Origin of the sequence: Spirillospora sp. NPDC048824 (assembly GCF_043198455.1) — a bacterium.
GTDB lineage: Bacteria > Actinomycetota > Actinomycetes > Streptosporangiales > Streptosporangiaceae > Spirillospora.
Genome location: NZ_JBICUS010000014.1, coordinates 153,212 through 167,533, shown reverse-complemented (window position 1 = coordinate 167,533; position 14,322 = coordinate 153,212). Strand labels below are relative to the sequence as shown.

The 14,322-nt window shown below is 70.4% G+C and carries 13 protein-coding genes and 1 pseudogene; 7 read left to right on the top strand and 7 right to left on the bottom strand.

The annotated features are described in order from the left end of the window. Positions 1–90 precede the first annotated feature (90 nt). The 5 genes and pseudogenes from ACGFIS_RS26500 to ACGFIS_RS26480 all read left to right on the top strand — a co-directional run. Positions 91–999: a helix-turn-helix domain-containing protein gene (locus tag ACGFIS_RS26500; RefSeq protein WP_392972914.1), complete on the top strand. Its 909-nt coding sequence runs from the start codon at positions 91–93 to the stop codon at positions 997–999. After that, positions 996–1,184 carry a DUF397 domain-containing protein gene (locus ACGFIS_RS26495; protein WP_392972912.1) on the top strand — a complete coding sequence of 63 codons (189 nt, stop codon included), beginning with the start codon at positions 996–998 and terminating at the stop codon, positions 1,182–1,184. Before ACGFIS_RS26500 ends, ACGFIS_RS26495 begins: the two co-directional genes overlap by 4 nt. A gap of 723 nt (positions 1,185–1,907) precedes the next feature. Further along, on the top strand, positions 1,908–2,939 hold the full coding sequence (locus ACGFIS_RS26490) for a hypothetical protein (protein WP_392972910.1): 1,032 nt from the start codon (positions 1,908–1,910) through the stop codon (positions 2,937–2,939). Positions 2,940–3,475: 536 nt separating this feature from the next. Next, on the top strand, positions 3,476–3,736 hold the full coding sequence (locus ACGFIS_RS26485; protein ID WP_392898273.1) for a DUF6406 domain-containing protein: 261 nt from the start codon (positions 3,476–3,478) through the stop codon (positions 3,734–3,736). Beyond that, positions 3,733–3,915 (top strand): annotated as a pseudogene (locus ACGFIS_RS26480) (DUF397 domain-containing protein); the annotation flags it as partial. The gene ACGFIS_RS26485 and the pseudogene ACGFIS_RS26480, both read left to right, overlap by 4 nt. A gap of 233 nt (positions 3,916–4,148) precedes the next feature. On the opposite strand, the gene ACGFIS_RS26475 reads toward ACGFIS_RS26480, so the two are convergent. The 5 genes from ACGFIS_RS26475 to ACGFIS_RS26455 form a co-directional block, all read right to left on the bottom strand. Continuing rightward, positions 4,149–6,152, bottom strand: a complete 2,004-nt coding sequence (locus tag ACGFIS_RS26475) for a glycoside hydrolase family 44 protein (RefSeq protein ID WP_392972908.1) — start codon at positions 6,150–6,152, stop codon at positions 4,149–4,151. 1 nt (position 6,153) lies between these two features. Beyond that, complete coding sequence (locus ACGFIS_RS26470; protein ID WP_392972906.1) at positions 6,154–7,650, bottom strand: cellulase family glycosylhydrolase; 1,497 nt, start codon at positions 7,648–7,650, stop codon at positions 6,154–6,156. A 24-nt stretch (positions 7,651–7,674) separates the two neighbouring features. Continuing rightward, positions 7,675–8,817: a cellulose binding domain-containing protein gene (locus ACGFIS_RS26465; RefSeq protein ID WP_392898283.1), complete on the bottom strand. Its 1,143-nt coding sequence runs from the start codon at positions 8,815–8,817 to the stop codon at positions 7,675–7,677. Between the two features lie 152 nt (positions 8,818–8,969). Then, entirely contained in the window at positions 8,970–9,857 is an 888-nt protein-coding gene (locus ACGFIS_RS26460; RefSeq protein WP_392898286.1) for an amidohydrolase family protein, read from the bottom strand. 20 nt (positions 9,858–9,877) lie between these two features. After that, entirely contained in the window at positions 9,878–10,879 is a 1,002-nt protein-coding gene (locus tag ACGFIS_RS26455) for an alpha/beta hydrolase (protein WP_392898289.1), read from the bottom strand. A 173-nt stretch (positions 10,880–11,052) separates the two neighbouring features. On the opposite strand from ACGFIS_RS26455, the gene ACGFIS_RS26450 reads away from it, so the two are divergent. Then, positions 11,053–12,039: a diacylglycerol/lipid kinase family protein gene (locus ACGFIS_RS26450; protein WP_392972904.1), complete on the top strand. Its 987-nt coding sequence runs from the start codon at positions 11,053–11,055 to the stop codon at positions 12,037–12,039. Here ACGFIS_RS26450 and ACGFIS_RS26445 read toward each other — a convergent pair whose 3' ends face one another. Beyond that, positions 12,040–12,651: a PadR family transcriptional regulator gene (locus tag ACGFIS_RS26445; RefSeq protein ID WP_392972902.1), complete on the bottom strand. Its 612-nt coding sequence runs from the start codon at positions 12,649–12,651 to the stop codon at positions 12,040–12,042. A gap of 59 nt (positions 12,652–12,710) precedes the next feature. Beyond that, the gene (locus ACGFIS_RS26440) at positions 12,711–13,565 is read right to left on the bottom strand and encodes an aldo/keto reductase (protein WP_392898298.1); all 855 of its coding nucleotides are present in this window, start codon (positions 13,563–13,565) and stop codon (positions 12,711–12,713) included. A 90-nt stretch (positions 13,566–13,655) separates the two neighbouring features. Between ACGFIS_RS26440 and ACGFIS_RS26435 the strand changes: the two genes are divergently transcribed. Then, complete coding sequence (locus ACGFIS_RS26435) at positions 13,656–14,321, top strand: DNA-binding response regulator (protein WP_392972900.1); 666 nt, start codon at positions 13,656–13,658, stop codon at positions 14,319–14,321. Position 14,322 lies beyond the last annotated feature (1 nt).

Sequence of the window (14,322 nt, the reverse complement as noted above, 5' to 3'; positions counted from 1 at the left end):
GCGGTGTCGCCGAGTCGTGCGTTTAACTGAGCGTGACCAGAGGATTGCCCGATAGCGTCGAACACGAAGAGTCAACGATCCGAACGGATCGTGACCGACGCGATCGGGAGGACGGTCATGCCGAGCCCCTACGTCCGCCGCCGGCGACTGGCGGCCGAGATCCGCAAACTCCGCGAGAGCCGTGGTCTCACCACCGATGCCCTCGCCCAGCTCATGTACTACTCCCGCACGAAGATCTCCCGGCTGGAGAACGCCCAGGGGCGCCCGGACCTGGCCGAGATCGTGAACATGCTCAACATCCTCGAAATCACCGGCAGCGAGTACGACAGACTCCACAAGCTCGCCCACGAGGCCGCGCAGAAGGGCTGGTGGGACCGGTACGGCGTCTCCATGGGGCCCAGGCAGAGGCTCTACGCGGACCTCGAGTACAGCGCCAACTCCGTGCGTGACTACAACCAGACCTTGATGCCTGCGGTCTTGCAGGCTCCCGAGTTCATCGCGGCGCTCGTGCAGCTCGACGAGTGCCAGGGAAAGCTCGACTACGTCCCGGAGCGTATGACCGAAGCACGCATGCGGCACCAGCGTGAACTGCTCCGGTCAGACGGCCCGTCCTACGAAACCGTCCTGGACGAGTGTGTCATTCATCGACTCGTCGTACCGCCACAGGCCATGATCGCCCAACTGCACCACATGATCAAGGTGGTCTCAGAAGAGGAGCGGATCACCGTCCGAGTTCTGCTGCACGACGCCGGCATCCCGGGAGGCTTCCTCCCCATGTCGTCGTTCTGCCTCTACACGTTCGCCGAAGCAGGCGACCCTCCGATGGCTGTGCTCGAAACCGTCACCACCGATGTCGTACTCACTCAGCGACGCGAGGTGGAGCGGTACGCCACGATGTACGACCGCCTCCGACAGGCCGCGCTGTCCCGCGAAGACAGCCTCGCCTTTCTCGAACGGGTAGCCAACCAGCGCACCGACGAGTCAGGATCGGGGACATGACCAACGAATTTCACGGCTGGCGGAAGTCACGCTACAGCCAACCGAATGGCGGGTGCGTCGAGGCTGGCCGCGCCATCGACGGCACGGTCGGCGTGCGCGACACCAAGCTTCACCACAGCCCCATCCTCGAGTTCTCCCCCACCGAATGGGCGCGGCTTCTCGAACGCATCCGCCACAACACCTGATCCCGACGACCAGCGAGCGTCCAGCCTGCACCTTCGACGGGCCGGACGCTCGGTTCATGTCAGCCCTCGATCATCGTCTCTGTGGAGATGCCGATTTCGGTGGCGACCTCGACGATGACGGCTTGGTGGTGAGCAGGTGACTGAGGCGTGTCGGTGTGGCGCGAATCTAGTTCGCGCGTTCGGGAATCTCAGGTCCTGGTCGACCGTGCGCAGACCGAGGTCGGACGCGGCGCTGGGGTCCTTCCTCAGGCCCTTGCCCCCGGAGGGCACGGCGAACCGGACCTCCCACCACCGCTCCTCCTCCCCCAGGGAAGTCGCCGGCTTCCTGACAGATCTCGCGGAGAATCGCGAGACGGATCTCGTGGAGTTTGTGGGAGGGCAACTTGACCTTCGGCGCCAGCCCCATGTGACCGCCTTCGCTCGGGCGGTGCGAATGGTCTAACATTCACATGCTTTGAACATCGGGGCCTCGAACCGTTGCTCGTCCTCCATTCAGCGCTCTCGGGAGACGAAACCACGATGTGAGGGCCGCAACGTCGTGTGAGACGCGTGCCCGGCAGCAGGTGCCCGATTTCCGTATGTGCAAAGTCCGCACGTACGCGGTTACATGGTGGCCGGTGTGGCCCCACGTCAGCCCCGCGCGTCAAGGGACACCCCGGCGAATCGCCCGACCGATGCCCTGATGGAGTGGTTCGCCTCCTCCCGGGGGAAAGGGCTGCGAGCGTGGGCGTGGAAGACAACACCAAGGCCGACGCTCGCGCGGAGACCACCGGCGAGCCCACCTCCCACGAGCGCCCGTACACACCGCCGCCGGACAATCCCGGGTCGCCCGGCCAACCGTCCCGCCGGGAAAGCCTCGCCCGCGCCCGCGAAGCCCAGCAGGCCCGTGCCGCGCAACGGATCGAGGCCGGGGACACCGGCGGCGAACCGAGCGGGGAACACGACACCACGCCCACCGCACAAGGCCCAGAGAACGGTGGCGAGAAACCACAAGCCGACGATCAGCGCACGGACGAGCCCGGCGACAACGACCAGCCAACGACGCAGGCCGCTGAGGGGCCGGCCGACCCTCGCACGCTCGGCACCGACCAGGCGAAGGCGCGGGACCACGAGGCGCTCCCCCGCCGCCCCGGCACCGAACCGCCCGACATCTCGGACGACCACACGGACGGCCCGCAACCCGCCACCGACACCGGCACCTCCGCTGACGACCCGGGCGACGCGTCAGACGACTGGGAGAGAAGGATCTCGGGCGAGGGACTGCTGCCCGATGACGACGCCCGTGTGGCCGACCTGGACGAGGACGCTGTCGAGCGAAGCGTGGCGGATCGGCTGAGGCAGGTGGTCGGCAAACTTGATCGAAGCGATCAGCCCAAGGAACTCGCGGAGACCGTCGACCGCCCGGACTTCCAGGACCCCACGGAGGATCCACAGTACGTTCCCGACCGTTACGGCACTCCACTTGAGCGTCGCGACGGCACCCGCACACCGCTCTTCGACGGTGAGCCCACGCGGGAACAGACGGAACAAGGGGCCCTCGGCGACTGCGGCATCATCGCCACCCTGGGCGCAGTCGCCGAACACCACCCCGAGGCCATCCGCGACTGCGTACGGGAAGGGCGCCGACGGCAACTATCAGGTCCGTCTGCACGAGGCGAAGTTCTCAACATCGAACCGGCGCTACGAGCCGACGGGACGGCGTATCACGCTGACCGTCACACCCGATCTGCCGGTCTACGGTCAACGACCCGATAAGCCCGCATTCGCCGACTCGACATCGACGGGAGCGGCTTGGGCCCCGGTTCTGGAGAAGGCGATCGCCGGGACGGACCAGATCTGGAACGATGAACGGCGGGACAAGGAGACCAGGATCTGGAATGCCCGGGGCAAGCCCGGCGACGCACCGACCGGCTACGTCCGGTTAAACCAGGGGAGCAACGCGGGGGAACGCGCCGAGTTGCTCACTCAACTCACCGGCCGTCCCGCCAAGACGGTGGAGTTTCCCGCCGGTTACGATAGCCGGGGCCGCAGCGCTGACCACCGGCTCCGTGACGAGATCGCCGGTCAACTCTCCGGCGGCAAGCCTGTGTTGTCGGCTCCCGTCCACTACGCAAGGGCGAATCCGCCCTTCCCAAGAACCTCCGAAAAAGCCACGTCTACGAGGTCACAGAGATAGATGCCAAGGGTAATCTCCACTTGCGCAATCCTTGGAATAACCAGCATCCTGAACCCATGACGATCCAAGAATTCAAGGCCAATATCCGGCCGCGCTACAGCACAGCGGAGTGATTATGGCGATCGAAGAGATCGGCCTTCGAGATGGCCGTCAGGCCCACCTCGATGCAGATATGAAAATCGGAGTGTTCAACATCCACGCGGGAGGCGAAGGAGGTCCTCTCGAAGTTGTTGTCGCGGTCAAAGACGACAACGAGCACAAGTTCACTCTGCGTCCTGGAGACACCTTCCCTGTCGGCGATCAAACCTGGCGGCTCGACCGCGTCATCGACCCCGGTGGGGACGGATCGACCGCCGTGTTCGCCAGGATCGAATGACAGCCGCCGGGCGCACCAAGAGCCTGCTGGAGCGAGCTTGCAGCATGCCGCTCGACCGACCCCGTGGTTGCGCCTTGCGGGATCGAGAGCACCGCAAATCCAGAGTCAGCTCCCACGGCTGGCGCAAGTCGCGTCACAGCGAACCGAACAGCGGATGCGTCGAGGCGGGTCGGGCGGTGGACTGCACGGTCGGCGTGCGTGACACCAAGCTTCACCACAGCCCCGTCCTCGAGTCCTCCTCCCGTATGGGCGCGGCTTCTCGAACGTATCCGCGCGGCCCGAGCAATGTTCGCCTGCGGCGGGCCGCCCGGGGGGCCTGGACGGGCGGCACGCCGCAGGTCGGCGGGGCCGCGGCGGGCCGGCGTCGTGAGGGCCACGGGGACGGCGGCCCGCCGCGGGTCGTCGGACGGCGTCAGGTGCAGGCGGCGCCGTTGACCCTGAAGGCGGACGGGGGCGGGTTCGCTTCCGCGCTCGAACCGTTGAAGCCGATCGTCACCGAGCCTCCCGGCTGGATCGTGCGGTTCCAGTCCAGGTTCCGGGCGGTGACGTTCTCACCGTCCTGAGCCCAGGAGGCGTTCCAGCCGTGGGTGACGCGCTGGCCGGCGGGGAAGGCGAACTCCAGTGCCCATCCGGAGACGGGTGAGGTGCCCGTGTTCGTGACGGTGACCTGCGCTGTGAAGCCCGTGCCCCACTCGCTCTGCACGGAGTAGCCCACCGTGCACGCCGAGGCGGCCGGGCCGTCGTCCGCCGGGACCTCGACCAGCGTGACCGAGGACGCCGGGAACGTTTCGGTGAACCCGCCGGAGCCCACGGTGACGTCGTCGTCCCGCTCGATCGCCGACAGGTCGTCCGCGCCGTAGCGGTAGACCTCGGCGTTCGCGGTCCCCGACCGTCCGGCGATCGACACCGTGCTGGTGAGGTCGTCGGTCGGGGACTTGTTGACGACCATCAGGGTGAGCGCCTCGTCGGACGTGCGCTTCGCCGCGTAGACGGCCAGTTCGCCCTGGTCGGCGCTGGCCGCCTGGACGGACGTGTCGCCGAACGCGGAGCCGGCGCCGTCGTAGTCCAGGTACATGCGGAAGGCGAAGGCGCCGGGGTCGGTCGCGCTCGGCGGGCTCCACAGCGTCGCCAGGTCCAGGCCCTCGCGTCCGAAGATGCCGAGGATGTCGGCCTGAGCCAGTGCGCCGTTGATGTGGCCGAGGGCGCCCCAGTTGTACTCGGTGATCGCGAGTTTCGTGCCCGGATAGTTCTCGTCCACCAGCTTCTGCATGCGGGGGATGTATTGGATCGGCTCGTTGATCCAGCTTTCGTCCACGTACGTCGGGTCCCAGAGCTGGCGGGTCGAGCGGAGCCGGAGCTCCTGGGTCGCGGCGTCGCCGGGTGCGCTGAGCGCCACCCCGCTCTGCTGCGGATACAGGTGCTCGTCGAAGTAGTCGAGGATGCGGACGCCGTGTTCGTCCTCGTAGGCCTTCATCTGCTGGAGGTACCAGGCCGCGAACGGCACGCCGCCGTGCGCGGCGCGGTCGGGCGGGTCGGACCAGCAGTCGCCGCCCTCCCGGTCGCAGGTCTGCTTGTCCAGCCCGGACAGCGTCAGCGATTGGTAGCCCCAGCCGACCGGCCCGAGCGTCTCCGCGCCGGGGTCGGCGGCCTTCACGGCGGAGGCGATCGCGTACGTCTGCGCGCGCATCTCGTCGTAGCCCGCGCCGCCGGGGTGGACGTCGCGGTGCGTGTGGTGCCAGAGATCGGCTTCGTTGTCGAGGTTGTAGAAGCGGACGCCGCCGTCGGCGGCCTTGCCGTACTTGCCGGTCAGGTGGGCCAGCCAGTCGGTGACGTACTCGGGGCCGGCCGGGACGCTGGTGTCGTGCGGGTCGTTGCCGGTGACGTTCGTGCCGTCCGGCTTGACGCCGTTGCCGCAGTCGGGGCGCCACTCGGTGTCGGCGGCCTCCTGCGGGCCGTACTTCTCGATGCCGAACCCGCAGGTGTAGTCGCGGGCCTTGGGCGTCCAGCCGATCAGCGGGACGGTCAGGATCGTGCCGGTGCCGGTGCGGCGGTCCTGCTCGGTGAACTGGTCGGTCTCGGAGCCGTCGGGGAGCTGCGCGGGGTCCGGCGCGGGGCCCGGCACGTTCTCGAAGTACCAGTCCGAGCCCCGGTTCGTCGTGTCGTACAGGTAGTTGTAGCGCGTGGTGGCGTTGCCGCCCCACCGCCGGACGGGGAGCCGCAGGTCCGCGGCGAGTTCCTCGTCGGCGAAGTTCATCCCGTAGATGTAGGGGCTGATGGCGTGCCGCCCGGCGGCGGGGTCGACGGTCAGGGCGGGGCCGTCCGCGGCCTGCGCCGGGGGTGCCCCCAGCGGCAGCAGCGCCGCGGACAGGACGGCGGCGAGCCATGCTCGTCGGGCCCCATGGGATTTCACGCGCATGTCACACCTCGCACGGCTGGTCGTTGAGGTCGAACGCGGCGGGCGCGGCGGCCGAGGGGCCGGTGGCGCTGAAGCCGATCGTGAGGGAGGCGCCGGGCGCGAGCGCGTCGTTCCAGTCCAGGCTCGTGGCGGCCACGTCGTCGCCGTCCTGCGACCACGTCGCGCTCCAGCCCTGGCTGATCCGCTGGTCGCCGGGGAACGCGAACGCCAGCGTCCAGCCGTCCACGGCCGCCGAACCGGTGTTGGTGATGGTTACCTGGGCGTTGAAACCGCCGTCCCAGCTGCTCTGGACGGCGTAGCCGACCTCGCAGGAGACTCCCGGCGTGCCCGGGTCGCCGCCGCCGGGATCGCCGGCGCCGAGGAGGTACGGGTCGAGGTAGGACTGCTTGCCGGTGTCGACCGTCGTCCAGTCGCCGTTGAGGATGCCGCCGGTGTCACCGGAGTTGGGGTTCCACGACCAGAAGGTGAAGGAGATCCCGCCTGCGCCCTCGCCGAGGTAGGCCATCAGCGTGCGCAGCCAGGTCTGGTCGCGGGGGTCGGTGAGCGTCGTCCCGAATTCGCCGAGCAGGACGGGAGCCACGTCGTTCTTGTGGAGGTAGCCCCAGTTCCTGTCCCAGATCGCGGCGAGGTTGGACGGGAAGGCCGGGTCGTCGAACCACGGCTGCCGGTGCACGGACGTGGCGTAGTCGTGCGCGGAGTAGACGAGCCGGCCGGGGACGTCCAGCCGCACCGGGTACCGCGCCGCGCCCTGCAGGTTGCCGCCCCACCAGTACGGGTCGTTCTCGTAGCTGTCGACGCCCTCGACGATGATCAGCCAGTCGGGGTTGGCGTCGAGGACGGCGTTCCCGGCCCGTTCGGCGGCGAGCCGCCAGTCCCGCGCCTGGTCACCGCAGCCCCAGCAGGCCGGTTCGTGGGGCTCGTTGTGCAGGTCGGCGCCGATGACCGTGGTGTTGCCCGCGTAGTGCTCGGCGAGCATCGTCCAGTCGGAGATCCAGCGCGACTCGGGGTAGGCGTCGGTGTACCAGAGCGCGGACTGGCCTGCGGCGCCGGGGCGGTGCCGGTCGAGGACGACCTTGAGCCCCGCCTCGCCCGCGTACTCGATGATCTCGTCGAGGATCTGGAGACCGTTCAGCCCGCTGAGGCCGGGGTTCTCGGTGTAGTCGATGCCGTTCGGCGTGCTCCCGGAGTCGAGGAGCTCGTTGGAGTACGGCAGCCGCAGCGTGTTGTACCCGAGGTCCTTGATCTGGTCGATCATGTCCTTGTAGTTGCGGGTCCAGAGCCCGTGCGGCGTGTAGTTGGACGTCTCGGCGCCGAACCAGTTGATGCCCGTCATGCGCACCTGCTGCCCGTTCGCGTCGAGCAGCCGGCGGCCGTCGGTGTGCCAGTACCCGGTGCCGGCGGCGCGGGCCGTCCCCGGCAGGGCGGGGACGAACACCAGCGCCAGCAGCGCGGCCAGGATGAGCGGGACGAGTCGGTGCAGTCTCTGAGGCAGGATCATGGGTCGCTCTCCTCCGCCCGGCCGTCAGCCGGCCGTGCAGGTGACGGCGGGCGTGCCGGGCGCGGGTCCGCTGCCCTGGAAGCCGAAGCTCGCCGAGCCGCCTTCGGGGACGGCGCCGTTGTAGCCCGCGTTCTCGGCGTGGACGCCGGCGCCGTTCTGGGTGACGGTGGCGTTCCAGCCGTTCACGACCTGCTGGCCGCCGGTGAACGTCCAGTCGGCGGACCAGCCGGACAGCGGCTCGTCCCCGGTGTTGGTGACGGTCACGGTCGCGGTGAATCCGCTGTTCCAGGCGTTGTCCGTGCGCAGGCTCGCCGAGCACGCCCGCCCGTCCCCGGGCGGGTCGGTCGGCGGGTCGGTGGTGCCGCCGACCTCGACGGAGAACGAGTTCGTCGTCAGGCCGGCCCCGCCCTGCCAGATCTCGAATCCGGCCTCGACGTCGATGAGGTGCCAGTCCTCTTCGACGGAGCCGCGCGACACGGCGTCTCTGGTGAAGGCCCGCAGATCGATGTCGTCGACGGACGTGGTGCCGCCGGTGCGCACGTAGGCGATGTAGCGCCAGTCCATCTGGGTGGTCCACACGTCCCAGGTGGCGCCGGAGATCTGCACGCCGCTCGCGATCCGGGACCCGGCGGGCTGGACGGGGCCCTGGTGGTCCAGCCAGATCATCATCTCGGCGCCGTCCGGGGCCTCGGTCGTCGCGGGGGTGGTGTTGTACCAGAGGTCGTACGCCACGTTGTACGCGCCCGAGCCGGTGACGGTCGTGCTCCAGTCGCTCGTGACGGAGGGCATGTCGCCGTCGACCTGGACCGGCAGGCCGCTGCCGGAGGTGCACTGACCCCAGTGGCAGCCCTTGAAGAGGGACGGGTACGCGGCCGGGGCGCCGCTGGTGTCGTTGGCGTGGCCGGACGAGTCGACCGTGAAGGACGTGCCGTCCACCGTGATGCACTGCGGGGTCTCCGCACCCCAGATGTTGTTCTGGGCGATGTACTCGCCGCCGCCGACGGAGACCGAGTCGGTCGCTCCGCACAGCTGCGTCGCGGCGCCGGCGGGCGCGCCGAGGGAGACCAGCGACAGCGGAACCGCGAGCAGGGCGGCGGCGAGGGCGGTACTGCTTCTGAGTGCGGTACTGCTTCTGAGTGCGGCTCGGCCTTTCAGACGCGCTTTCATGCGGGGACCTCATTCGGTGAACGCGCAAGTGGGAGCGCTCCCAAAGTCTCGGCCGCCGCCGGAACTGTCAAGAATGCGTATCGCGGTCCGCCGTGGAATGTCCGATGACCAGCCGTCCGGCATGAAAACTCATGAAACGGCGGCTTTTCCGGTCACTGCAGGCCGAAAAGCGCGGCGGGGCCGTGCCAGCAGACGGCGCGGAGCCAATCGTCGCCGAGGTCGAGCGCGGCCAGCGCCTCCAGCTGGTGCGCGTACTGGTAGGGGATGTTGGGGAAGTCGGTACCGAGCAGGATGCGCCCGGCCAGGCCGAGGTCGCGGAGGCGCGGCATCAGCGCCGCGGGGAAGGCGCCCAGTTCACCGAAGCTGGTGAAGGTCATCGTCGTGTCCAGGTGGACGCGCTCGTACCGGTCGGCGAGGGCGAAGAAGCCGTCGAACTCCGGCGCGCCCAGGTGCGCGACGATCGAGGTCAGGCGCGGATGGCGGGCGAGGACCTCCCCGAACGGCCCCGGGCCCGTGTACCCGTTGGCGACCGGACCCGACCCGGCGTGGACGAGGGCGGGAACCCCCGCCTCGGCGAGCATCCCCCACACCGGGTCCAGTTCCTTGGCGCGGGGGTCGAACCCGCCGACCTGGAGGTGGACCTTGAAGATCCGGGCTCCGCCGTCCAGGGCGCGGGCCACGTACTCCTCGACGCCGGGCTCGGGGAAGAACGCCCCGGTCTGGATGCACTCGGGGACCCGGGCGGCGAACCGGGCCGCCCACTCGTTCAGCGACTCGGCCATGCCGGGACGGTGCGGGTACACCAGGGAGGTGAACGCGCGGACGCCGAGGCCGCGCAGGAACGCCAGCCGCTCCTCCTCCGAGTCCCGGTACCGGATGGGCCATTCGGTGCCGATCAGCGGCCCCGCCTCGTCGAAGTACTCCCAGACCGCGCTCATCAGCCGCTGCGGCATGAAATGGACGTGGACGTCGATGATGCCGGCCAGCCCGAGCGCCCGCCAGAACGCCGGGACATCTGAATCAGAACGAGGTTCGGTCACGTCCCGACCCTAGCCGGAGGTCATGTGATCTCCGCCATGAGGGCGGGCAGGGCGGCACGGAGTTCGCGGCGCCAGTAGGGCCAGGTGTGGGTGCCGCGGTAGAAGTGCGTCGAGACGGGGATGCCGAGTTTCCCCAGCTTGCCCGCGAACCGCCGCGACACGGTGTGCGCCAGCGCCTCGACCGCGTCCGGGCCCGTGCCGGGGCGCGGGTCGTACGGTCCGGGGCCGCCGTCGCCGGCGCTCACGTGGACGCGCACCCCGGCGAGCCGGTCCGCCAGGTCGTACGGGTTGTGCTGCCGCCACACGACCCGCTGCTCCTCCGGGTCGCCCCACACGTCCGTCCAGTCGAGCGACGGCGCGCCGATCGCGACGCCCAGTTCCACGAGGTCGGCGACGTCCAGCCCGGACGGGTCGCGGTGCAGCGTGTGGAGGGGCCCGCTGAACGACGCCGCCGCCCGGAACAGGCCGCGGTGCCTGGCCGCATACGCCAGCGCGCCGAGTCCGCCCATCGCGTTGCCGGCGACGGCGCGGTCCGGCCCGGCGCGGTATCCGCGCTCCAGGATCTGCCGCAGTTCCGCGAGATGAAACGTCTCCCACTGCGGCGCTCCGCCGTCCCCGCGATTCCACCAGTCGGTGTAATTGCCGCACGGGCCGCCGTCGGGCATGACCACGATCACATCGGCGTCCTCGGTCAGTTCCTCGATGTCGGAGTGGTCGCTCCAGGAGGTGTGGCCGCCCGGCCCGGCCATGGCGCCGTGCAGCAGCCACAGCACCGGCCAGGTGCGGGACGCGTCGCGCGACCAGCCGCGGGGCAGCAGCAGGCGGACGTGGCCGACGCCCGCGAGGACGGGGGACCGGATCGCCAGGTCGAGCACCCGGCGGCGGGACCGGCGTTCGCCGACGACGGTCGCGCCGTCGTCGGCGAGGGCGGCGGGGCGTGCGGCGCCGCCGGCGGCGATGGACGCCGTGAGGCCCGCGATTCCGACGATGAAACCCGCTCCCGCCAAGCCGCGCAGCCGCATGTTTCCGCCCCGCTCATTCAGATGTGGTCCTTCTCCTTAAGGGTCCCCACTCACGGCCATGTTTCAACGGCGGGTTATCGGTTTATAAAATATCGGGCCGGGAGTTCCGGTCCACGTTTCTTGTAGGGTGACGCGGACGAAGGGGGCGACCGGCCGAGATGCGGAGCGCCGAGATGCGGAGCAAGACGGAGCTGGAGTCGGCGATCGCGGGCGGCGGACGAGCCGCACTGGTGATCAACTCCCGCTCGCGGCGGGGCCGCCGGCTCTTCGGCAGGGCCCGCCGGATGCTGCGCGAGGCGGGCGTGGAGTTCGTGCACGTCTTCCCCGTGACCGACCCGACCCGGCTGCGCGAGCTGTTCGCCGACGTCCTCGCCATGGAGCCCGACCTCATCATCGTCGGCGGCGGGGACGGCACGGTCGCCGAGGCGGTCGGGCATCTGGCGCACCGCGACATCGCACTCGGCGTGATCCCCCTCGGCACCACCAACAACTTCGCCCGCAGCCTGGAGCTGCCGCTGAATCTGGACCGCGCGGTCCAGACGCTGGCCGTCGGCCGGCCGGGCGGCGGGAAGGTCGCGGACGTCGACGTCGGCTGGTTCGAGAGCACCGGCGACCCGCAGGGCGAGGGGCCCGGCGGCGACCGCGAGCACATCTTCGCGAACATGGTGAGCCTCGGCCTGTCGGTCCATGTGGCCGAGAAGGTCCCGCACACGCTCAAGCGGTTCGTGGGACGTCCCGCCTACGCGCTGACGGCGGCGAGGCTGCTGCCGTCGCACGAGGCGTTCACCGCCCGGATCACGATCGACGGCGAGACCGTCGAGCTGGCCACGCACCAGCTCAACATCGCCAACGGCGCGCACCAGAGCGGGCAGCGCATCGCCCGCGACGCCAGCCCCGACGACCGGCTGCTGGCCGTCTACCGGCTGGGCGACGAGCGGCGGCTGCGGCTGGCGTCGGCGACCGCCCGGCACGTCCTCACCGGCCAGTGGCGCAGCCTGAACGACGACGCGTTCCTGACCACCGGCCACGTGGAGATCGAGACCGATCCGCCGCTGCGGGTGGACGTGGACGGAGAGATCCGCGGCCGTACCCCGGTGTCGATCCGGCTGCACGGCAACGCCCTGCGCGTCATCGTCCCGCAGACGTTCGTCGACACCTGATCACACGGCGCCGCGGGCGCGGGCGTCCTCGCCCGCCGGTCCGTCCGACGGTCCGCCCGCCGTTTCGCCCGCCATGACGTAGGCGCCCGACTCCAGCCGCTCGATGACGCCGAGCGTCCACCGCGTGGCGGCGTCGGCCGAGTGCACCCACCACCCGAGCAGCTCGCGCCGATGGTCGGACGGGTCCTGCTCCGCCAGGTGCGGGGCGACGGACGCGCGCCAGGCGGCCAGGCCGTCCAGCCGCTCGCGCAGCAGCCCGATCGCCTCGGCGCGCGGCAGTTCGGTGAGGAACCCGAGCCCGGCGGTCAGCATCTCCGGATGCCGGATGTCCACGGTGGCGAGAGCGCCGCGCAGCAGCCGCAGGAACTCGGCGCGGCCCGCCCCGGTGATCTCGTAGTCGGTGTGCGGCGGGCCGGCGTCGCTCTCCACCACGTCGTGCGCGAGGAGAAGGCCCTCCTTGGCGAGCTGCCTGAGCGCGTGGTAGATCGAGCCGGGGTTGACGTGCGCCCACTCGTCCAAGCCCCACGAGAGCAGCTCGCGGCGGACCTCGTACCCGTGTGCCCGCCCGGACCGCCGCACGCCGCCGAGCACCAGCAGCCGCGTCGCCGACATCCCACCTCCTGATCGTCTGTGTTCAGGCTAGGCCCTCACACCGGCGCCGGGGCTGTGCGTCAGGTTCTCAGCTCGGCCAGGTCCTGCGGGGTGAGGACCAGGTCGGCGGCGGCCATGTTCTCCTCCAGGTGGTCCGGGGAGCCGGTGCCGGGGATCGCCAGCATCACCGGTGACAGCGCGAGCAGGCCCGCGAGGAGCACCTGCGGGACGGTGGCGCCGTGGCGTGCGGCGACCGCGTTGACGCGCGCGTCGTCGGGGATGCCGAAGCCGCCGAGGGGGAAGTACGGGACGTACGCGATGTCCTCCCGCTCGCAGACGGCCAGGAGTCCGGTGTCCTGCGGCTGCGTCACGTCGAACCGGTTCTGGACGGCGGCGACCGGCGCGATCCGCCGGGCCTCCTCCAGTTGCGCCACGCCCACGTGGCTCACACCGAGGTGGCGGATGAGGCCTTCCTCGCGGAGCCCGGCCAGGACGGCGAACCGCTCCCCGACGGGCTCGTCGCCCGGGGCTTCCAGGCCGCCCGGCCGCAGGTAGACGAGGTCGAGGTGGTCGCGTCCCAGCTCGGTCAGGTTCCTCTCCACCTCGGCGCGCAGCCGGGACGCCTGGAGCTCCCCGGTCGGGAGCGGGTCGCCCGGCCCCCGGTACGGGCCCACCTTCGTCGCGATGACCAGGCCGGACGGATACGGGCTGAGCGCGGCGCGGATCATCTCGTTCGCCGCGAGGCCGTCCTGGTGGAAGTAGAACGCGGCGGTGTCGATGTGGTCCACGCCCAGCTCGACGGCCCGCTGAAGGATCTTCAGCCCGGTGTCGCGGTCGTTCGCCGGGCCGTGCAGGGTGCTCACGGGCAGCCGCATCGCACCGAAGCCCATCCGGTTGATCCGCAGGTCGCCGCCCAGATCGAAATGTCGTGTCATGTGCTCCACTGTGCTGCGCAGCCGCGTCCGGGACGAGCGGCTGGCAGCTTGCTGCCACCCGGCGTCTCCTGCGTGGCAGACTGACAGGCGATGAGCGTCGATCTGGACCGGAATGTCGTGCTGCGCGGTGAGGCGGAGCTGATCGAGCGCGCCGGGCGGCTGTTCCTCGCGCGCGGGGACTTCGCCTGCGCCGCCAAGGACATGAACACGTGGGCGCTGCCGGGCTTCCGGGAGCGGATCGTCGCCGAGCGGCGCCGGACCCGGCCGGCGCCGCTGGCCCACAAGCTGTACAGCCCGGAGGCGCTCGCCGACGAGGAGTCCGAGCGGCGGCTCGTGGAGATCGCGAAGGCGGGCGCGCGGGTGCGGATCTGCCCGACGCCGCTCCCGCACGAGACGATCATCGTGGACTGGAAGATCGCCATTCTGGCGGGCCCGCCGGAGGGCGGCGTCCGCGAGTACACGGTCGTCCGGTCGCCCGGCGTGGTGAAGGGCGTCGTCTCGCTGTTCCGGGCGACCTGGGAGACGGCGGCCGACCTGGCCGACTTCCGCCGTGACCGGCCGCCCGCGCTGACCGGGGAGAGCCGGCGCATCCTGCGGCTGCTCGGCGGCGGGCTGAAGGACGAGGCGGCGGCCCGGCAGCTCGGCATGCCGCTGCGCACCTACCGGCGCCGGGTCGCGGAGATCCTCACGCTGCTGGACGCCGACTCGCGGTTCCAGGCGGGCCTGCGCGCCCACGAGTTCGGCCTGATCGGATAGG